Source organism: Rivularia sp. PCC 7116, from assembly GCF_000316665.1.
Lineage (GTDB): Bacteria > Cyanobacteriota > Cyanobacteriia > Cyanobacteriales > Nostocaceae > Rivularia.
Window position 1 is genome coordinate 5,134,138 of the sequence record NC_019678.1, and the last position, 21,272, is coordinate 5,155,409.

A 21,272-nucleotide genomic window follows, 5' to 3' on the forward strand; every position below is an offset into this window, starting at 1 on the left:
CATAAGTCAGGCAAGACTTTCAATGCTAACTACTTAAAAGTTAAATTTTATTTTTTAAAGTAAAGAAACATTAAGCCAGTAAAATATTACAAGTATAAAATCACTTTATAGTCATTAAAAATATTGGCTTATTCAGTTGTTGCTAATTTAATTTGTAGGTGGGTATCTCGATCGAGATATAGCGTTCTTATATTTTATTTTTATACAATCTCTCCATGCTTTAAATAACAGAGTATTCCATTGACAAAAATCCCGAGGCTTATAAGCCGCGCCCTCATAGGATGTTGGCTCAAGCATCATTTTCACAATTTGCATGGCGTGAGGACTTAGTTTATACAAGGGTATTGACAACATTATAGTATTTTTGTACTATATGCATATGAAAGAAGTTTGGCAGTAAGAAAGGCACGCTTAAGAGTAATCTGTCTCCTCAATCAGTTGGGTTTTAGGTGTCGTGTGAGAATCTTGCAATTTATATCAATCCATTTTTAAGTAGCGAAGGTAGTATAGATATGACAAACATTGTTAGTAACAGAATTAAGTTTGCAATTTATAGCTTGATGGGTGAAGAGAAAGCTTACTATATTGCAGATAAACTAAGAATAGATAATTTGTATATAGAAGAACCACTTGCTATTGATTATAGCTATCAGGTTTTTCTATCTGAAAGCGCCAAGATAATTAAATGTACTGCGGGAATACTGAAAATTAACGATTTAAAGCCGGATAATCGCGGAATTATCTTTAAGTACAAGCAAATAAGTAAAGAAACATTCGCGCAGTTAGAAATACCCGTAGTGCAAAATCATCAAGCTGTTTATGCATTTACAAAAGCTAATTTAATGAGCGGTAATTGGAATTTAGCGAAATATGCTTTATTCAGTACTTTCAATCAAAAATTAATCGATAGGCACGCTAAAGCATTGACTAATCAGGAACTTGCAAGCTTCGAGCGCGATATTGAGACAGCAATATTTTCTCATCAAGTAATGCAAGAATCGGATTTTAACTTAAATCAAAACAATAATCGTATTTCGCTGTTAGAACTAATTCAAATTTTAGAAAAACACCGACATAGCATTATTGTTAACTTGAAACACTTGCGAGAAAATTACCAATACCAAAGTGTTAAAAGAGTCAAAGGTTATCGAGATGCAAACGGTAACTTACTTAAACCTTGGCTAAAGACAGAATATATTGATGAAGGTGATTATGTGGATATGGGTTGTTTTGAAATCAACCGCAACACTGCCACGATAAATATGCTTGTTACTCGTAAAGTTAAACTTGTAAAAACAGAAGATGAAACCCCGGTAATTGAAATCGCCGGTTTGTTAGCGAATGATTTGACCAGTTATAACAACTATACAGTAGTTAGCGATCGCCAACTGAATATCAAATCGCTGAAAGTGAAAATCAGTAGCAAGAAAACTTTTGATTTACTTAAGCACAAAGGTATAATTGCAGCAGAAAGTTTTGATTTTCGTTCTGAATATATAATCAATTTAGAAAATCTGCCGTTAGTAAGCTTAGATGGAAAATATCGCAACATTGACGGTTTATTCAACCAACTAGCTGAAATCAAAATTCTAGCCAGCATCATTTCCGCGCATCTGAAGCAGGAATCCGATACATTTGTACCGGAACAGTTGGATGAATTGAAAAAACATTATTTATCCGAAAATCTTTATCTCAACTTCCCTACAGTTAAAGCTGAAGGTACAATTGATACAAAGGTTAGCTATAAAATCGATATCGGTAGTAAAGATATTCTCAACTTGAGTAAACTTTATTCTGCAAATAAATTCTTGGAAAGAAGATATGAGGTTTACGATACGGAAACAGGGGAGATTTTCAGCAAACCTACCTTTGAAATGACTTTGAGGGAAAATATTGCCGTTCGTCAAAAGCCACTTTCACCAAGAATGAAAGTTACTAAAGTTGATGAATTGATGAAACCGATTTTTGATGATTTTCTAGGAATTGATAATAATGGGAAAGTTGCGGGGATTTTAGAGTATCTGGAAAACCTCTCTCCTGCAAGGAAAGAGGCTTTGAATTCTCCCCATTCCCTACTAGGGAAGGGGGCTGGAGGGTTAGGTAAGCAAGAAAAAATTGCAGCATTAACCGCAACTAAAGTCAAATTAGATGAATATGTAGAGAAGATTTATCAAGATAAAATTTCACCTTTGGTATTTTACATTGGTTCTACGGGATTGTTGCCAGATGGAATGGAAGGGAAAGCCATGAGTGCGATTCAACTTGCTGCACTTTGCCCCAATTTAAGTTTTTCAAAGGATGAATCTGAAGGATTATTTTTTGAAGTTGGTGATAGTTTGATTGGAATTTATGAAAAGGTAGAGTGTTTGAGTCGAAAAAGTTTAGCGAGTGTTGGGTAATTCAATTTTAGATTGTAAAATCCTGATTCAACTATAAATTAATCTGTAGAGACGCAAATTTCGCGTCTCTTTTTTTGGTATGAATGTATTAATATAAGCAGCCGACATAAAACTTATTTATTGTTTTCCTATCGTTAATGTGATAATAATTATCTCTAGTTTTTACCGTGAAAATATTGATATAAATTAATGTAATGGTATTATGGATAACATTTTTTCCAGGTTGAGTGATAACCTGTCGGAATCGTTTAATTCTGTTACGAAAGGATTTAATTTAACTGATACAATAGAAGATTTATTGCCTAATATTGCTACTGTAATTCCTTTAACTAATGCCCCGCAGCTTTTTGATGAGTTTGTTTCGAGTATTGATTTAGTAGATTTAGGGGGTAATATCCTAGAGTTCGGAGGTGATATTTTAGAAACGCTAGCAAACCCATTTGTTAATAACCTAGAAGATATTATTGGTAATAATCCTACACCGCAAACTTCAATATCTGACTTAATTACAGGATTGAATACCGTATCTACTTTTGACCTTGAAGCTGACCTTACAAACGAAGATAATTTTTATAATCTTCCTTATCCAAACGATTTACGATTAACTCCAGATGGAAACCCAGACTTATCAGGATTTCCAATTCCAGATAATAATATATTCGCCGAAAGTATAAAGAGTATTGCAGACGATAGCCCCGGTTTCCCTACAAACACTGCGGGCTATTTTCGATTTAACTTTCCTGTTGCAACCCAAGATTTTGATGACGTTATTGCAGCAGATACCGATTCACCAATTTTATTAATAGATATTGACCCGGACTCTCCGAATCGAGGTGAGTTATTACCAACTGTTGCATCAACTTTTAGACCAGATGTTAATTATGTTCCACCTTTCTTACTCGGTGTTGCCCCCGCACCGGGTATAATACTTAATCCCAATCGCACTTATGCTTATGTAGTTAAAAGCTCTCTTGATAATGCGATCGGTAGACCTTTGAATGCTTCCCCAACTTTGCAGCAATTAATTGATGGTGAAACTCCTCAAGGTGAACTAGGAGATGAAGCCAGGGAACTTTATCAACCACTTTGGGAAACATTAGACGACATTGAAGTTAATCCCGACGACGTGGCAGCAGCTACAGTATTTACCACAGGAGATGTTGTAGCGGAATTTGCTAAATTATCCGATGAAATAGTAGAACGGTACGATGTCACAATTGAAAATTTGCAGCTAGCTCCAGAAGATGGTGCGAGCAATCCTCGTTTCTACGAACTACAGGGAACGGTGACAATGCCGCAGTTTCAGGAGGGAACTCCCCCATTTGATACCGAAGGACTTTTTGAGTTTGACCAAAACGGCTTTCTGATAGAACAGCGTACCGAAGAAGTTCCGGTAACAATTACCATACCCAAAACACCGATGCCAGATGGTGGTTATCCTTTAATGGCTTACTTCCACGGTTCCAGCGGTTTGACTACTCAATTAGTAGATAGAGGAGCGATAACCGAACCAGGGGGAGAACCAACTCCCGGAGAAGGACCTGCATTCGTAGTCGCCGAAAAGGGATTTGCTGCTGTAAGTAGTGCTTTACCGCTTAACGAGCAACGCTTTCCCGATGGCTCGAATACTACCTATTACAACGTGCAGAATTTAGCAGCTTTCCGAGACACCTTCCGACAAACTGTAATCGAGCAAAGATTACTACTGGAAGCAATGGAAGATTTAAAAATTCCTTCAGAGGTAATAGGTTCTCAAGCAGATGTTCTGCTTCCTGATGGCAAAACTGATTTCGGATTTCAAAGTTCACCTGTAATGGCGTTTGGACAGTCTTATGGAGCGCAGGTAGCTAATGTTATTGGTGCTATTGAGCCAAAAATTGGCACTGTAGTATCAAGTGGTTCGCCAGCATATTTTGCCTTACAAGCAGTTGAAAACGAAGAAATTGCATCTCTTGGTCGTTTGCTTGTAGGAACACTACAGGAACTGAATCCCATTTATCCCGCTCTTAACTTGGTTGAAACTGCATGGGGAGCAGTAGAGCCAATTGTATATATGCCACACATTGCTCAAAGACCGTTACCAGGTAATCCAGTACGCTCGATATATCAGCCCGTAGGTAAAGGAGATACTATAGTTTCCGAAAACGTATTTAACGCTCAAGCTCTTGCTGCGGGAGTCGAACAAGCAGGGGAAATACTGTGGTCAGAAATGCAAGAATCTCTTGCGCTTCAAGGATTAGATGGTATTGTTCCTTATCCAGTTGCTAATAATTTAGTCTCAGAAAATGGAACACCATATACAGGGGTAGTCGTTCAGTATGAAGGTGATGGAATTGCCGATTCTCACGGAATTTTTGCTCAATTAGATGAAGTTAAAGAGCAATATAGCGAGTTTTTTGATAGTTTTCAGGAGACTGGAATTGCTGTTGTGCCTGCGTCTTGATTGGAGGTTTTTGGTTGGGTGGAATAGCAAACCTCACCCTGTCCTCCGGACATCCCTCTCCTTATTAAGGAGAGGGAAAAAATATTTGTAGGGTGTGTGACGGCTGAAACAATTTATCGAGCATAACGAACTAATTGGAAATTGCCGTCACGCACCATCTCCATAAACAATAAATTTACCTATTAGATATTGTTTGGCATTTTTAATTACATAAAGGTATCGAGAAAATCTTTAAATTACGTGTTTTTATTGACTAAATTAATAATGCTTGAGTTAAAGTCTACTAATGAGTAAAAATACTAGCTTTTTCCCAACATTTTCTTTGAATATTGTTGCTCGTTTAGCAATTGTTTTGCTGTGTGTTTCGTCGTCTTTAATGATTGGTGATATTAGTTGGGGAACAAACTCCTGTCAGAAAAAAGATGTTAATACCCTGCTTAAGTGTTTGAGTCAAGATGATGAAATTTTAAGGGATGATGTTATTGAGCTATTGAAGCAAATTCGTAAGAGTGAGAATGCAGATCCTTTGTTGTTGGAAGCAGCTTTGACAAATAAAAAATTATTAGTACGAAGTGGTGTTAAGCAGGTTTTTGAAAATACTAACGAGGAAGTACCAGAACACTTAATAACTACTTTAAAGGATACAAAAGATGCAACAATCCGTCGCAGAGCGATTATATTATTGAGTCAGATAAATTGGAAAATGGAATCGAAATCTGACGAAATTATGAAGCAGTTAAGTCAAGATTTAAATAAGAATAAAACAGACGTAACTCTACTTCGTAATGCTACTTATACTATAGGAAAAATATACCAAGAACTTTATCAAAAGAATGTAACCGATGAAAATAGCAATACAGATACCAGTAAAATAATAATTCACTTAACTGAACTTTTGAAATTCTCAAACCCAAAATATAATAATGTAGTTCAGAATACTGCTGATGCTTTAGGGAAAATATGCCAATACAAAATAAAAAATATAAATCAGAATAAAGAAGAAGCACAACTATGTCAAGATGAAGTTATACAAGGATTAAATCATAAATTAGTTGACCCCAAAAAAAATACCAGTATATTTCGCTCTTCTGCTAACTCTTTAAAGCTAATATACCAAAAACTATATGAACCAGACAGTAAGAAATTAAAAGATAAAAATATCAGTAGAGTAACCAATGAAATAATAACAAAGCTGAGTAAAGGTTTGTATGAACAAGATGCTCACGTACAGGGTAATTCTGCAAATGCTTTAGGAGCATTGGGTATAGAAGTAGCTAAACAGGAATCATCAGTAGAAAAATTAACTGAACTTTGGGCTGGAAAAAAAGTAGAGGAAAATGTCAAAAGAAAGGTTGGTTCTGCTCTAGTAAAAATTGCTAATAATATTGAAATATACACGAGAAAACAATTATTCATTCCCGATGATTTTAACAATTCTATTACACACTTGAAAAATGCACCAGACAAAATTACAAACGATCAGAAGTCTTATCAATACGAAGAATTGCAATTAAAACACTCTTTGAATAAGATAACATACCGTCAGCCGAGTATTATTTGGGAAAAAATTAAAAAATGGAATAATCAAACTAATAATCTTTTGCTAATAATATTCATATTGTTAATATTGTACCCTTCACTATGTTCTATTATCCTGAGATTTAAACCAATATGGCTAATAAACATAAGTGAATGGCTATTATCCTACAAATTAAGTTATCCAGCAATATTAAATGGACGAGCAATAAAACCAGGGTCTATTTTGATATTCATGTTCCTATTTGATTTGTTCAGGTTCCATCCAAGAGCACTTGATGCGTGGGTAAAAAAATATATTTCTGAGGCTAAAGAACGCTTTGAATTATGGAAAACTGTAGAACAGCGTTCTACTCATATCCCAGTTGAAGCAACTTCCCATGGAAAGCCTGTAACTATCACTGAAATTTTAAAGGAGACATTTGAAAGCAATCGAGCTTGTTTACTCATATTTGGTGAAGGTGGTACTGGAAAAACTAGTTTGGCTTGTCAGGTTGCTAGGTGGGTTATGTCGGGAGACTGTGAAAAATCTCCTTCTAAGCATTTAATGCTACCAGTTTTGATTGAAAGAGACTTACAAAGCTCTTTACTCGAAGCAGTAGAGGGAACACTTAAAAATTTAATTGATTATGGCAACAGAACAATTTCCCAGGAATTACTAGAAAAACTCCTCGAAAAACAACGCATCTTGGTAATTGTGGATAATTTCTCAGGAATGAGCCAAAATACACGCGACTTAATCAACCCTGGTATTGGCAGTTTTTGCATAAATGCTTTGATTCTCACTTCCCGCTTAGATGAAGAAGAAAAACTCGGGAATATTACCAAAACTAAACTTAATCCCAAACCCATTCAGGTCAATAGTCTTTCTTCTTTTATGCATTCTTATCTCTTACATCGTGGTAAAGTAGATAATTTAAGCGATATTGAGTTTTTTGATGCTTGTAAGCAAATTTCCAAGATGGTTGGTACTCGTGACATCAATGTTCTACTAGTTAAGTTGTTTGCTGATTTGATTGAAAACAAAATTGAAAACAGAAGAGATTTACCTAATAACATTCCCGATTTAATGCTGCAATACCTCAACCAAATTAATCAGGATGTTACTAGAGATAAAAAAGTTGATGATAGAAAAGTTCATAAAGATGCAAAGATCCTGGCTTGGGAATGTTGTAGGCAGACTGTTAAACCATTTAGACCAATACCTATCACCATAGAAGACACTTTAAAAGCTTTAGGTGGTGACGACGCAGAAAACCGTCTCAAATATCTCAAAGATTTAGATATCATCCAATTCATCGGTGCAGCACAAGACCAAATCGGTTTTGTACTCGACCCCTTAGCGGAATATCTCGCCTGTTTACACTTACTAAAAATAAACGGTAATAACCAAGAATTGTGGCATAATTTGTTACAAAAATTACAACAAGCCGCAGATACCGAAGATGCACCAGAATCTATTCAAGGTTTTCTCTTAGCATTGCGAGATTGTTATTTCGCCAAAGGAAAACAAGCGAATATACCGGAAACTATTGCGAAAAAGCTTGAGAATTTACCTAAAATTGGTAATGGGTAATTGGTAATTGGGCATGGGGCATGGGGCATGGGGGATTGGTAAATTGGTGATAAATATCAAATCAAATTTTATATCAATCCAAAATCTTTCTATTCTTGACAACTCTTAAGAAAACACAATATATCTGAAACAGGGCACAATAAAGATATATAAGAGCATAAAATGCCCGCGTGCAATGAGTTACTGTCTTAATCCTAGTTGTCCAAATCCGCAGAATACGAATAGTGAAAAGTTTTGTTTGAGTTGTGGCTCTAAGTTACTGCTCAAGCAACGTTATCGTGCGATGAAACCGATTGGGCAAGGTGGTTTTAGCAGGACTTTTTTAGCTCGGGATGAAGATAAACCGTCTCAACCTTTTTGCGTTATCAAACAATTTTATCCTCAAGCTCAAGGTACTGGTACTTTAGCTAAGGCAATAGAATTATTCAACCATGAAGCAATGCGTCTGGAAGAGTTGGGGAAGCATCGACAAATACCCGAACTTTTGGCGTATTTCACTCAAGATGATAGACAATATTTGCTGCAAGAATTTATTGATGGTTTGAATTTAGGGCAGGAATTACAGCAAAACGGAGTGTATAACGAAACTCAAATTCAGCATTTTTTGAATGAATTGTTGAGAATTTTACAATTTTGCCATCAAAAACAAATTATTCACCGCGATATTAAACCCGAAAATATTATTCGTCGTCAAAACCCTGCCAAACTTAAAGGGCAAATTGTATTAGTTGATTTTGGTGCTTCTAAAGTTGTAACTCAAGCTTCGATGCAGCAAACTGGTACCAGCATCGGCAGCCCGGAATATGTTGCACCGGAGCAAATGAGAGGTAGAGCGTTATTTTCTAGCGATATCTACAGTTTGGGAGTTACCTGCATTCATTTGTTAACTGGGAAATCTCCGTTTGATATATACGATATCAATAATGATGTTTGGTTATGGAGAAATTATCTTTCGGCTAGTATTAATCAAAATTTAGGCAATATTTTAGATAAAATGCTGGCGACTACCCCCGCACGTCGCTATCAAACTGTTGATGAAGTATTGGCAGATTTGAATACTTTACCTACTTTAATTTCCCAAACTGGAAATACTGTAAAACCAGTTGTAACACCATCAAATACAACTCCACCCCCGATTGTTTCTTCTTCTCCCAGTCAAATAGACAAGGAATTGGAGGAGATGAAAACTATATTTATGAATGGTAAAAAATCTCAAAATAAAAATCAAAACTCAAATTCTTCTCCAAATACACAGCAGTCAGCTAAAAATAGCAAAATAGACGATGAATTGGAAGAATTGAGAAAGAAGTATGGGAATAATAATTAGGTAATTGATAATTGGTGATTGGTAATTGGGTATGAATACTGAGATATTACCAAATTTGTTTCATATTAAGAATTTATCGCTGCATTTATAATCTGTAAGCATCAGATTGATTTGAGTAAAAACCGCATTTTATCAAGTTTCAGTAATGTTTCGCTTATGTTTAAGAAATCGTCTAGTTAACATAAGTAGATAATTTTGTAACTTATTGAACGTATTAATAGTATGAGATACATTTTGGGAGCATCCCAATTATGCAAAAATCCCGCAGACTAAAAGCCTGGGGCTAATAGTACCAAGCCCACCTCCGTGGGCTTCGTTTATGTAGCCGCACCCTTACAGGGTGTCGGGCAAAATGTTTGTTCAAAATCGGGATGCTCCCTACATTTTTTCTAGAGCGATTTAAAATATTAAATTTTTTTCAGGTTTCTTCAGGTTTCTTCAGGTTTTTTAAGTATTTACAGCATTCTTTCATCATTGTTCAGATTTTATCTTGAAAACAATAGATTGAAAATGAATTAATAAAGTAAGAATTTATGGAAAGTTTTATTAGTATGAAATTCACAAAGCTATTGTCTTTAAGTTTAGTATTATTTACATTATTCGGATGTAATAAACCACCATCAGCAAACCAAGTAATTAATCCTATAGAAGCAGAAACTACACCCCAGGAAGAAAATTCAACTCCTCCAGTAGCTACAAATAATCAACCTCCAAAAGTATCTCAAACAAGAAATACTTCTCCTCAAAGAGTTGCAAGAGTAGAAACAACTACTCAAACACAGAATAATTCTCCTCAAAGAGTTAAAAGAGTAGAAACAACTACTCCAATACAGAATACTTCTCCTCAAATAGTTGCACAAAAACAGACTTCTTCTAAATACGGAACCTTAGAAGAATTAAACGCAAAAATCAAAAAACGTAATGGACGAATTATCGGCTCGGCGACTTGCGATGATGATGGACTAGAAAATGATGTTCGCGTTGATTTTAATGGTGATGGGATGCCAGATGAATGCGTTACCGCTAATCTCAAAATGCATCCATTATTTTCAGAAGAAACTCTTGATGGTGTTACCAGTTTTCTGAATTATCTTGAAAAGGGTTCTCAAACGACTTCAAGAAAAGAAGGTAATTATAATTATTATCTTTGGAAAAAAGATGGCAAAATTGTAAAAGCTATCAAATCAGAAAAGAATTCTGCTAGCTCGGTTCATTATTGGTTTTATGATGGGAAACCAATTGCGGTTTTTCAAGTTGATGATAACGGCAGTTCTATTACTAATAAATATTTTATCTATTATGAAAATGGCAAACTCAGTTCAATAATTGAACTTTTCGGTCCTGAAATGAATAACTCCAGAACAATACTAGAATTCAATAATCAACAACTTCAAGACGCTAAAAGCTTACTTAATGGTTATAAAGAAATTTTCAATGTTTTTGGCGCAGATTAATTATAGAAATTGTAACAGTTACAATACCAACTTTGTGCGTGACAGCAAAGGCTTTATTCTCAACTGAAAAATTGCTATTTGAGTAAGTCACAAATTATCTGAAGCGAGTAAATAAATTTACACACTATAGAAGAATTAATAACATGAAATTCGTAAAAGTATTGTCTGTGGGTTTAGTAGCATTTGCATTGTTCGGCTGCAATCAAACTTCTGCTGTAAGTAATGATGACAATGTAATAGAATCAACTGAACCAACTATATCTCAAGATCAAGATCAAGATTCTGATTCCGCCAGCGAGACAACCACAACTAAGGCGAATAAACCAAGTAACTCCATTAAAATCGCAGCCGCAAAAAACAATAAAAAAAATAAAACTGGAAAACAAATAGGACCAAGATTTGACTGTAATGGTGATGGAATATCTAATGGTGCGCGTATAGATTACGATGGTGATGGAATACCCGATGATTGTATTGAAAGTGATGAAAAAACCAAATCGGTTATTGATGAAACTTCTTACGATACTGCATTAAAATCTTTAAATTCTATTACCAAAGGTTGTCAAGAAAGTAAAAAAACTCCACAAGCTACTGACTACTATATTTGTAAACTTGATGGCAAAATTGTCAAGGCTAGCGAATATAATTCTGAAGCAGGAGCAGGTCTTGATTTTTGGTTTATTGACAACCGAGTAATTGCAGTTCAAAGACCTCATAGTCAAGAACTTTTCCTTTACGATAAGAACGGTAAGCTCAAATCTAAATTTAATTACCCTAAGAAAGTCAGAAATATCAGCAATCAAGACCGTAAAGATGGGGAATACTTGTACAATCGCGATGGTTATGAAAGAATAGTTTCAGCTTTTAATCACAAATCATCTGCAAAAACAACAACATCTAAAAACGGAATCATTGACGAAACTTCCTTCCAAACCATATCAAAATCTTTAGATTCGATAACTAAGGGTTGTCAAAAAACTGAGAAAACCCAAAACGGCAACAATTATGAAATTTGTAAACAAGGCAATAGCATTGTAAATGCTAGCGAATATAATGCCGAAGTAGGCGCTGGTTTAGCCTATTGGTTTTCTCCAAATGGTAAAGTTGTTGCAGCTAGATACTTAGCAAGTGGAGACCTTTACGTTTTTAATAGTAATGGTAAAGTGACTTCCAAAATTGATGTTTATGAGTCAAAGAAAATAAATAATATCAGCGCAGAGGATCGCAAACAAGCTGAACAAAACTTGTACGTTAATTACAAAGACATTTTCAAAGTTTTTAATCTTTAAGGATATAGCAGTAGCTTTTCCCCTCTCCTTAACAAGGAGAGGGGTGCCCGTAGGCGGGGTGAGGTTGCGGATGTTAATTATCAAAAACCCGGTTTTTCAACAAATCAGCTTTTCAATCATTACCTTTTAGTTTTACTATTTCTACGCTTCTTATTTAGATTTAGTACATACTTTGCTTGTTGTAAATCTGCTTGTGCTTTTTGTTTATTTCCTAATCTGATGTAAGTAACTGCTCTCCCCAGATAAGCAACCGCAGCGTAATTACTTCTTCTATCAATTCTTAATGAAGCATTAAAATCACGAACAGAACCACGGTAATCTTTTAAAATATTTCGAGTCATTCCTCTTTTTATATAAGCAATAGAATTCCTCGGATTTAACCGCAATACTTTGTCATAAGATGCTTTCGCTTTTTGATAACTCTTTAATTTATAAAAAGCATCTCCTAATTTCATATGAGCGTCTTCATATCTTGGATTTAAGTTTACTGCTTTAGATAAGTCTGTGACGGCAGCTTGATAGTTTTTATTTTTAAACTTACTACCTCCTCGTAGGTAAAAGTCATCAGCTTTAGGCTTTTTAGCAACGGTAGTAGGAGGTTTTTTGATGCTAGGTTTTGTATCTTTAAAAGCATAAAGCTGTTTAAAGGTATTAATCGGAACCCCCAAATTAAAACCAGTTTTGATAATAATATTAGGATTAGCTTCCGATATTTGATAATTTTGAGTTGTATCTCCTCTACCGTGAATTCCGATTAATTCTCCTCTTTGATTCAATACTGGACCACCGCTCATTCCTGGTAAAGTATCGATGGTGTAAACTAGTGCGTAGCCTTCGCGTAAAGGTTTAGAAGCATTAGCACTTATTCTTCCATCGAGAAAAGTGTAAATAGATTCCGAAATTGCTGCCGTGGGTTTGGGAAATCCTGCAACGTAAACTGTTGTTCCTTCAGTGCTAGTATCTGAGTTGCCAATTTTAGCCGAAGTGTAATTATTATTATTATTATTAGTAAAATTCACCACTGCTAAATCAACATTAGGTAACTTTTTGACGCTACTAATAGCATGACGTTGATTATCGTTAGTAATAATTTCGTATTTATCTTGTCTCCCCACCACATGAGCGGCAGTTAATACTGTATAGTTATTTCCCAATTTATTGATTATTACACCAGAACCACTACTATTGTCGCTATTAATTAAAACAGTAATTTCTTTTGCAATTTTTGCAACTTGAGGTGAAGATTGGGCTGTAGCTGATTGCGGCTGTATTAATGTAGTTGATGTTCCTATTAGTAACGGTAACAGTAGATGATTATATCTCATGATTAAAGTCCTAAAACTATCCTTACAGGCTGGATTATACTGATAAAAGTGTAAATAAAAGAAATTAAAGTTAACTGAAGAGCAGCTTTAATTTCTAAATTTAAACTTATTAGTTAATCATGCTAATTAACTTCATAACTTCATTGTAAGAAGCTTTATCTCCTCGCAATTGATACAGATTTGCAGACCTTTGTAAATTATTTTTAGCTTCTGGTTTATTCCCTTGTAAAGCGCTTTTAATTCCTTTATACATGTATTTATCAGCATCACTAACAACGTATCTAATTGCATTATTAATATCTGCTAGCGCTCGTTGTCGATCTTTTTGCTGAATGCGGATAATTGTGCGGAAAAAATAAGCTTTATCTTGAGAAGGGTCTAAACTCAAAGCTTTATTTAGATCGGTTAATGCTCCCTGAGAATCTTTTTGTTGAACTAAGCGTATCGAGGCTCTACTTGTATAAGCACTAGCGTCATTAGGATTAATACGAATCGCTTGAGCATAGTCAGCTAATGCTTTTTTTATATTTCCATTTCTGCTGTAAACATCTCCTCGTAACTCATACATTTCTGCATCTTGAGGATTAGCTTTTATCGCTTTTGTAAATGAATTAATTGCTGCTGGATAATTATTTGATAGTTGGAAAGCTAAAGCTTGAGAACCATGTGCATAAGATTGGTTTCCTTGAGCAGCTAGTAGTTGAGAAGCTTTATTAAAAGTAGTAATAGCTTTTGGTGTATCCCCGAAATTATAGTGAATCACACCAAGTATTAGATAAGGAAGCGCATAATTAGGAGCAATGCTGATGGCTTGATTTACATCGGCGATCGCACTTATTTTGTCTTGAAGTTTCAAATGAGTAAAACTCCTACCCATATAGGCATAAGCATCGCTGGGTTGAAGGGATAAACTCTTGTTATAATCGGCGAGCGCTCCCTTTAAATCTCCCGACTGTACCCGAGTCATTCCCCTTTCGTTATAAGCATCGGTATCTTTAGGATTGAGTTTAATTGCTTGAGAAAAAGCCGCAATTGCTCCCGGATAATCTTGTTTCAACATCCGCATCGAACCTTGGCTTCTAAAAGCATCGCTCTTATTACCTTGCTCGGAAAACAACTCGGCAGCTTTCTGTAAATCCTTAATCGCTTTTTCGCGCTCTCCAGTATTTTGTCTGGCTTCAGCACGACGGTAATAAGCAAAAGCATATTTAGGATTTATTTTAATAGCTTGATTTAAATCTTTGATAGCTCCTTGAAAATCTGCTTTATTTCGCTTTTCAACACTTTGTAGATAAAAATCGTCAGCTAATGGTTTATTGGTAGCGGCATTATTTGGAGCCGCAGCAACTTTTGGCGTATCTAAACCAGCCGTTTTAAACTGCTTGGTAAAAGTACTAATAGGAATACCTAAATTTCTACCGGTTTTAATAATTATATTAGGGTTAACATCAGAAATGTTGAAATTTTCGGTAGTATCTCCCCTGCCGTGAACACCGATTAATTCACCCTTTTGATTTAATATCGGACCACCACTCATTCCTGGTAAAGTATCGATACTATAAACTAAAGAATAGCCATCACGTAAAGACTGAGAAGCATTAGCAATAATTCGCCCATCCATAAAAGTATAAAGCGAATTAGAAACCGCCGCAGTGGGCTTAGGAAAACCAGCGACATAAGCAGTAGTTCCTTCCGTAGAGTTACTAGAATTTCCCAGCTTCGCAGTCGCATATTGTTGATTGCTGTCAAATTGAACAACAGCCAAATCAACACCTTGTAAGGGTTTAATATTGCTTTTATTCAACTTATAACGCTGCCCATCGGAAGTGACGATATTGTAATCGCTCGTTTTTCTGACAACATGAGCAGCAGTAAGAACAGTATAAGTATTTCCAGAACGTTGGATAATAACTCCACTACCCGGAGAATCTTGATTATCAATTAAAACAGTAATTTTCTTCGCAATCTTTGCCACATCAGCAGAAGATTGAGCCAAAGCAAACTGAGGCTGTACCAATATAGTTGATACAGTCAACATTACAGGAGAAAGTGCGTAAATTAATTTCATTTGTTCAACTCCGAAAGCACAATTACCAATTACCAATTACCCATTACCTATTCAATCTTTCAACCTTCTGCATCGGCACAGCCCAACTTAAACGAACAATCTTTTCATGCAAAGCCTTATCAGCCTCTTCTCCCGACTCAAATACAGAAGGAATATCCCACAATGGAAAAGCGTGCATCCCATTGACACCGACAACTTCACCTCGAAGATTCAACAAAGCGCCACCGCTCATTCCCTTTTGAATATCGTTGGTATAACCAATTTGATATCCTCCCTGTAAAGCTTTATCTAAAACTAAAGAAACCTTACCGGCAGTCAACCGAAACTTGACACGAGTATCGCCTTCAACAAAAGGAAACCCAGCAGCAACAACTGCCGTACCTGGAATTGGCTTTACTCCAATAGGAGCAACAGGATAAGACTCGCCTCTAGTACGAAACTCTAATATTGCTAAATCATCACCTTTCTCAGAAGCAACATATCGTGTTTGAGCTTCCCAAATGCGATTATCTGAAGTTTTAATCCGATAGGGAGGTTTACCAGCTCGCAATACATGAGCATTAGTTACCACCGTATAAACACAACCCTGTTTTTTGAGTAAAAATCCCGTTCCTACAATACTTGGAGCCATGACGTTTACAGAAATCTGTTCCGCTCGATGGCGTAGTTGTTTTGCTGATAATATTGATGACTGTTTTGCTTGAGATTGATTTTCGCAAACAGCATTAGTGCTTCCAGCCGAAAGAGTACAGCATAAATTCGACACAGACAGCACCAGCGATAAACAGCTAAAACAGCCGATAAATTTCCATCTGTGCCAAAAATGCATCATATATTTTTACATTGGATTTTGCACAAAGTTAGCAAAAAGAAGTTTCGCGAAACTTTTCAAACTAGTACTACTTTTCATAAAATCTGATGGGTTTTCTCTCATACCCGCTCGGGGTTGCAACCCCCGGCGGTGTTGAGAATGGTGCAAGATGTAAGATTCATAGGACTAAAATAAAAATCGTCAAAACTAATGAAAAGAACTACTACTCCGCCACATTAATTCTGAGGGGTATACGGAAAAAATAAAAAATGATTCTATTTCCTCTTCCTCGCTTCATTGCTACCGCTTTGTAAATACATTTCAAAATCGACATCTACAGAATTAGCGCTTTCGTTGAGTACCATTCCTCCGGCTAATCCACGTCTATCTAACAACCTGCGTATAGTCGCTTGAGGATTGCTACCCGGTTTCAAAGTAAATAAAACAGTGTCGCTAGTACAGCCAATTCCCGGACTCGGAGTAGCACACAATACAGGCTGTCCTTTGAGAGTATCGGCGGTAATGTACCTTAGAATACCGTGGTCGTAAAACCTTTGAAACTTGTTCGATACTGCTCCACAACGCTTCTTTGGTGTCCACGGTGGTGGAAAGTAATTGCTAATCCACCGAACTATCGGCACTTTTTTACCATCTTGAGTGCGAGCAAAAGTTGTAGGAACAGACTTATTCCTATACGTGCTTGTACCGCAATAAAAAGTTGCACCTCCAGCATAGGAAGGCTGGTTACTAAAAGTTACTGCGGTGAATACAGTCAAAGAACTTATAGCAGCTCCACTTAATACTCTTACAAGTAAACCCAGTTTCATAAATCAACGCCACTCTATATAAAAGCGTAAATTCGACTTTTCTGTTAACTTTTTCCAGCTACAAGCGTAAGGAGTAGCATTTCGGATTATGCCTAGATATATCACTGTTCTTATCGCTTTTTTAATAAAGATATTGTTAAGAGCAAAATTAACTAAGTATATTTTTGTATAAAAAAATAATCTTTCAGATAGAGATAGTAAGGATTTACAAATAGCTAATGGAGAATAATTAATAGATGCGGTAAGATACAACGCATAATTTGTAAAAAAATATTAAGTCAAGACTATATTGCTGCTGAAAAAAACCGTCACTTATTGGAGAATAAAAGTTATCCAACTTGCTGTAATTTATCCAATTCCAGAGAAAGAGATTAATCATTTATGTACAAATCTAAAAAATCACTCTTTCAGGCAATTCAACAGAGTTGGCGTTTTATCAACAAATGGTTTTTGGATACACCCCAAAGGGCGCTGTTATTAGCTTATGAAGCGGCGTTAAAGATTAGGGATATTGAAGATAAACATTTTTCAGGAAACAAAATATCTGAAGAATCTAATATATATACAGCAAACGTTTTATCTTATTGGCAAGCAGAGCTTGAAAAATATCTGAAAACAATTAATTTTAGGTTAGCAGAATTTCAACGCAGCAGTTCGTTGTTAACTGTAACCGATAAAACATTTTTAGATAAACTCAAGTTTATTGATGAAGTTACCGCAAGATATGCAGTTGACAAAGAATTTACTACTAAAAGAAGAATAGTTACAACCCAATCAAATACTCAAGAACAGAAAGAACATTATGAATTAGATTATGACGATACAGATATAAATAAAATGAAAGTTAAGCCCGTGACTGTAAAAACGGGCTTGTTTCCGGGTTCAATTACTAGAAGTTTCAAAAAAATAATTAAGGAATTATCTCCACGGGCAGAAGAAAAAACTGTCAGAGATTTCAGAACTTCCAGCAAAAGAACGAGAATAGCTCTGAAATTTTTAGCTACCTTAATAATAGTACCTTTTTTAACATATTTATTTTTAAAACAATTAGTAATTTATCCGATAGTAGAGCGAGTCAGAACCGATGCAGCTACCGATGCTTTTCTGAATAGTCATATTGAAGAGCAAGTTTTGCAAGAATTCAAATTCTATCAGCAAGAACTTAAATTTGAAAAACTAATTCTGCAAGCTCCATTATTATCTTCAGAAATACAGCAAAAACAAAAAGAAAGAGCAATAAAAATAGCAGAAGAATTTCATCACAAAAATAACAGCGCCATCAGCAACGTATTCGCCGATATCATCTCATTAATCGTATTTGCATTCATAATTGCTACTAGTAAAAGAGAAGTAGCAATACTACAATTATTTATTGATGATACAGTCTACGGACTTAGTGACAGTGCCAAAGCTTTTTTAATTATTTTATTAACAGACATGTTTGTCGGTTTCCACTCACCCCACGGATGGGAAGTACTGCTTGAAGGAATCGCAAAACATTTAGGAATTACACCCACAAGAGATGTAATATTTCTATTCATCGCCACATTCCCCGTCATCCTAGATACTATTTGTAAATACTGGATATTTCGTTATTTAAGTCGTATCTCACCTTCGGCATTGGCTACATTTAAAGAAATGAATGAGTAATTGGGAATTGGGCATGGGGCATGGGTAATTGGTAATTGGTAATTGGTAATTGGTAATTGGTAATTGGGAAGAGGGAGTAGAGGGGGAAGAAAATTCTTACTTCTTAACTATTCACTATTCACTATTCACTGTTCACTGTTCACTGCTCACTGTTAACTGCTCACTGTCAACTGACTATCTCAAACCCCTGCAAACCTTCTAATTGCGAATATTCTACTTGCACATCTTTGACAACAGCAGCATCTGAACCTTGATGGCACCAGCGAATCATTTTTTCTACAGTTTCCGAAGCACCTTCAAAAACAGCTTCAACGCGACTGTCGGGAAGATTTTTTACCCATCCGTTTAAACCCAAGTTTCTAGCTGCATTCATCGTAGAGTAACGATAGCCGACTCCTTGAACTTTTCCCGAGATGAATACATGAGCGCGAGTTTGTTTTGGTAAAGTGGGATTTGACATGATTTTACAGTTATCAGTGAACAGCGAACAGTTATCAGTCAAAGGTGTATGATGCGTTAAAACCTTCCGTTTATAATACACCCCACAAAGGAAGATATTAGATAATTATGATTTTTTATCTGCGCTTACACCGTAGTATTAAAGAAGAGGGTAAAAGTGAGATTTTCGTACTTTATTCAATATAAAATCAATTTAAAATAAAAATTTTTAAACTCAACACCTATAAACTTAACAATATATACAAAATCCAAAATCTACAATCTAAAATTCAAAATGGAATTACCTCCCCTCACTACAGATACAATTTGGGCAATTCTTAACAAAGAAATTGACGATACTACTGTTAACCAGTTGGTATGGCATTACTTGGGTTATGGTTACGATGAATCTACGGGTAAGTGGGATGCAAATAATGCCTCTGAAGAATGGCGTAGCGAATATCCAGAGCCACCAGATTTTATTGCTAATCGTCCGCCAACGGTTAAGTTAACCCGTTCGATTCCCAAGGAAAACAAACAAATGCTCAAGGAATTTTTGGGATTTACTGGTTACAAAATAGGCGAATTTGGTCCTAGGGAAACACGTAGAGCAACTGCTGCAAATTGGTTACTCAGCTATATGAAAATTAATGGTTATTGTTAGCGAGTAGTAAGTAATGAGTAACAAGTAGCTAATAGATAATTCTACACCTTTAACCTTTAACCTTTAACCTTTAACCTTTAAAAATGCGTTTTTCTAAATTACTATTATCTTCCATAGCTGTCTGCATTACGGTTGGTTTGGTGTTAATAAATAATCCTGTCAATGCACAGAGGAATCTACCGCAGGAAAAAACTGTCGGCAATATTGAAACAGTTGCAACTTTCAACGATGCTATGCCTACCGGTGTGACGGTATCGCAAACGGGAAGAGTTTTTGTTAATTTTCCCCGTTGGGGAGACAAGGTTGATTTTACGGTGGCTGAGGTCAAAAATAATCGTAGTATTCCTTATCCCAATGCTGAAATTAATGTTGCAAATAAAGATAAACCCAAGGATTCTTTACTTTCAGTACAGAGTGTAGTTATTGATGCTTTAGACCGTTTGTGGATTTTAGATACGGGAAGCATTGAATTTGCTCCGACAATCAATGGTGGTGCAAAATTAGTCGGAGTTGACTTAAAGACAAATAAGATTTTCAAGAAAATAGTTTTCCCAGAAGACGTAGCCTTGAAAACCACATATTTAAATGATGTTCGCTTCGACTTGCGACGGGGCAAGGAAGGAATGGCTTTTATCACCGATTCGTCACTAACTGGAGCAAATGCGATTATTATCGTTGATTTGGCTACGGGGAAAAGCTGGAGAAGATTAAACAATCATCCATCAACAAAAGCAGAAGATATTGACAAATTTTTGCCCATAGTGGAAGGACAACCTTTAATGTCTCGTCCACCAAATGCAGAACCCAGTCCTTTTAAAGTTGGTGCAGACGGAATTGCAATTAGTAGCGATGGCGGAAGATTGTATTACTGTCCGCTTTCAGGTAGAACTTTGTACAGCGTCAATGTAGACGCATTAGTACAGCCAGCATCGGAAGAACAAGTTGCCAAAACTGTAATTAATCACGGCGATAAAGGTGGTGCTTCCGACGGATTAGAATCCGATGCCCAAAACCGGATTTACGTTACCAACTATGAAGACAACGCGATATTGCGACGTTTACCAAATGGAATGTACGAAACCGTAGTTCACGATTCCCGCTTATTGTGGCCAGATACATTATCATTAGCTACAAACGGATATTTGTACTTCACCGCCAACCAGCTTCACCGTCAGCCCAATTTTCACAACGGCAAAGATTTACGCCAGAAACCCTACAGCATATTTCGTACCAAAGTTGATGCCAAACCCGTTTTGTTAAAGTAGCGAAAAAAGAGTAGCAAGTAGTAAGTAGTAAGTAGTAAGTAGTAAGTAGCAAGTAGTAAGTAGTAAGTAGCAAGTAGCAAGTAGATAGTTAATAATTTTCCCCTATTCCCAATTACCAATTACCAATGCCCCATGCCCCATGCCCAATGCCCAATTCCCAATCCCAACTTAACTATATGCCCGAAATAGAATACAATAGT

The 21,272-nt window shown here is 36.0% G+C and carries 14 protein-coding genes; 9 read left to right on the top strand and 5 right to left on the bottom strand.

Going from position 1 to position 21,272, the window contains the following annotated elements; genetic code table 11:
- Nucleotides 1–512: 512 nt before the first annotated feature.
- The 6 genes from RIV7116_RS19865 (at nucleotide 513) to RIV7116_RS19890 (ending at nucleotide 12,024) form a co-directional block, all read left to right on the top strand.
- Entirely contained in the window at nucleotides 513–2,399 is a 1,887-nt protein-coding gene (locus RIV7116_RS19865; RefSeq protein WP_015120098.1) for a hypothetical protein, read from the top strand.
- A gap of 202 nt (nucleotides 2,400–2,601) precedes the next feature.
- The gene (locus tag RIV7116_RS19870) at nucleotides 2,602–4,842 is read left to right on the top strand and encodes a hypothetical protein (protein WP_015120099.1); all 2,241 of its coding nucleotides are present in this window, start codon (nucleotides 2,602–2,604) and stop codon (nucleotides 4,840–4,842) included.
- Nucleotides 4,843–5,128: 286 nt separating this feature from the next.
- A complete protein-coding gene (locus RIV7116_RS19875) occupies nucleotides 5,129–7,954 on the top strand; it encodes an NACHT domain-containing protein (protein WP_015120100.1) in 2,826 nt (941 codons plus the stop codon).
- 175 nt (nucleotides 7,955–8,129) lie between these two features.
- Nucleotides 8,130–9,281 (top strand): serine/threonine-protein kinase, encoded by a 1,152-nt coding sequence (locus RIV7116_RS19880; RefSeq protein ID WP_015120101.1) that lies wholly within the window; start codon nucleotides 8,130–8,132, stop codon nucleotides 9,279–9,281.
- Nucleotides 9,282–9,832: 551 nt separating this feature from the next.
- Complete coding sequence (locus RIV7116_RS19885) at nucleotides 9,833–10,735, top strand: hypothetical protein (RefSeq protein ID WP_157229305.1); 903 nt, start codon at nucleotides 9,833–9,835, stop codon at nucleotides 10,733–10,735.
- A gap of 143 nt (nucleotides 10,736–10,878) precedes the next feature.
- Nucleotides 10,879–12,024: an MORN repeat protein gene (locus tag RIV7116_RS19890; protein WP_015120103.1), complete on the top strand. Its 1,146-nt coding sequence runs from the start codon at nucleotides 10,879–10,881 to the stop codon at nucleotides 12,022–12,024.
- A 119-nt stretch (nucleotides 12,025–12,143) separates the two neighbouring features.
- On the opposite strand, the gene RIV7116_RS19895 is transcribed toward RIV7116_RS19890, so the two are convergent.
- The 4 genes from RIV7116_RS19895 to RIV7116_RS19910 all read right to left on the bottom strand — a co-directional run bounded on the left by RIV7116_RS19895 (nucleotide 12,144) and on the right by RIV7116_RS19910 (nucleotide 17,055).
- Complete coding sequence (locus RIV7116_RS19895) at nucleotides 12,144–13,349, bottom strand: tetratricopeptide repeat-containing serine protease family protein (protein WP_015120104.1); 1,206 nt, start codon at nucleotides 13,347–13,349, stop codon at nucleotides 12,144–12,146.
- A gap of 109 nt (nucleotides 13,350–13,458) precedes the next feature.
- On the bottom strand, nucleotides 13,459–15,417 hold the full coding sequence (locus tag RIV7116_RS19900; RefSeq protein WP_015120105.1) for a serine protease: 1,959 nt from the start codon (nucleotides 15,415–15,417) through the stop codon (nucleotides 13,459–13,461).
- A gap of 43 nt (nucleotides 15,418–15,460) precedes the next feature.
- Nucleotides 15,461–16,249 carry a serine protease gene (locus RIV7116_RS19905; RefSeq protein WP_015120106.1) on the bottom strand — a complete coding sequence of 263 codons (789 nt, stop codon included), beginning with the start codon at nucleotides 16,247–16,249 and terminating at the stop codon, nucleotides 15,461–15,463.
- A gap of 254 nt (nucleotides 16,250–16,503) precedes the next feature.
- On the bottom strand, nucleotides 16,504–17,055 hold the full coding sequence (locus RIV7116_RS19910) for a COP23 domain-containing protein (protein WP_015120107.1): 552 nt from the start codon (nucleotides 17,053–17,055) through the stop codon (nucleotides 16,504–16,506).
- 381 nt (nucleotides 17,056–17,436) lie between these two features.
- Between RIV7116_RS19910 and RIV7116_RS19915 the strand changes: the two genes are divergently transcribed.
- The gene (locus tag RIV7116_RS19915) at nucleotides 17,437–18,705 is read left to right on the top strand and encodes a proton extrusion protein PcxA (protein ID WP_015120108.1); all 1,269 of its coding nucleotides are present in this window, start codon (nucleotides 17,437–17,439) and stop codon (nucleotides 18,703–18,705) included.
- A gap of 166 nt (nucleotides 18,706–18,871) precedes the next feature.
- On the opposite strand, the gene RIV7116_RS19920 is transcribed toward RIV7116_RS19915, so the two are convergent.
- Nucleotides 18,872–19,165: an acylphosphatase gene (locus tag RIV7116_RS19920; protein WP_015120109.1), complete on the bottom strand. Its 294-nt coding sequence runs from the start codon at nucleotides 19,163–19,165 to the stop codon at nucleotides 18,872–18,874.
- Between the two features lie 273 nt (nucleotides 19,166–19,438).
- On the opposite strand from RIV7116_RS19920, the gene RIV7116_RS19925 reads away from it, so the two are divergent.
- Both RIV7116_RS19925 and RIV7116_RS19930 read left to right on the top strand, forming a co-directional pair.
- Entirely contained in the window at nucleotides 19,439–19,807 is a 369-nt protein-coding gene (locus RIV7116_RS19925; RefSeq protein ID WP_015120110.1) for a DUF1823 family protein, read from the top strand.
- A gap of 83 nt (nucleotides 19,808–19,890) precedes the next feature.
- Nucleotides 19,891–21,072: an L-dopachrome tautomerase-related protein gene (locus tag RIV7116_RS19930; RefSeq protein WP_015120111.1), complete on the top strand. Its 1,182-nt coding sequence runs from the start codon at nucleotides 19,891–19,893 to the stop codon at nucleotides 21,070–21,072.
- Nucleotides 21,073–21,272: the final 200 nt, after the last annotated feature.

Bases quoted from the DNA above. Each gene is read 5' to 3' on its own strand.
- RIV7116_RS19920 (WP_015120109.1), bottom strand. From the start codon at position 19,165: ATGTCAAATCCCACTTTACCAAAACAAACTCGCGCTCATGTATTCATC.
- RIV7116_RS19890 (WP_015120103.1), top strand. From the start codon at position 10,879: ATGAAATTCGTAAAAGTATTGTCTGTGGGTTTAGTAGCATTTGCATTG.
- RIV7116_RS19915 (WP_015120108.1), top strand. From the start codon at position 17,437: ATGTACAAATCTAAAAAATCACTCTTTCAGGCAATTCAACAGAGTTGG.
- RIV7116_RS19880 (WP_015120101.1), top strand. From the start codon at position 8,130: ATGAGTTACTGTCTTAATCCTAGTTGTCCAAATCCGCAGAATACGAAT.
- RIV7116_RS19925 (WP_015120110.1), top strand. From the start codon at position 19,439: ATGGAATTACCTCCCCTCACTACAGATACAATTTGGGCAATTCTTAAC.
- RIV7116_RS19895 (WP_015120104.1), bottom strand. From the start codon at position 13,349: ATGAGATATAATCATCTACTGTTACCGTTACTAATAGGAACATCAACT.
- RIV7116_RS19875 (WP_015120100.1), top strand. From the start codon at position 5,129: ATGAGTAAAAATACTAGCTTTTTCCCAACATTTTCTTTGAATATTGTT.
- RIV7116_RS19885 (WP_157229305.1), top strand. From the start codon at position 9,833: ATGAAATTCACAAAGCTATTGTCTTTAAGTTTAGTATTATTTACATTA.
- RIV7116_RS19905 (WP_015120106.1), bottom strand. From the start codon at position 16,249: ATGATGCATTTTTGGCACAGATGGAAATTTATCGGCTGTTTTAGCTGT.
- RIV7116_RS19870 (WP_015120099.1), top strand. From the start codon at position 2,602: ATGGATAACATTTTTTCCAGGTTGAGTGATAACCTGTCGGAATCGTTT.
- RIV7116_RS19900 (WP_015120105.1), bottom strand. From the start codon at position 15,417: ATGAAATTAATTTACGCACTTTCTCCTGTAATGTTGACTGTATCAACT.
- RIV7116_RS19930 (WP_015120111.1), top strand. From the start codon at position 19,891: ATGCGTTTTTCTAAATTACTATTATCTTCCATAGCTGTCTGCATTACG.
- RIV7116_RS19910 (WP_015120107.1), bottom strand. From the start codon at position 17,055: ATGAAACTGGGTTTACTTGTAAGAGTATTAAGTGGAGCTGCTATAAGT.
- RIV7116_RS19865 (WP_015120098.1), top strand. From the start codon at position 513: ATGACAAACATTGTTAGTAACAGAATTAAGTTTGCAATTTATAGCTTG.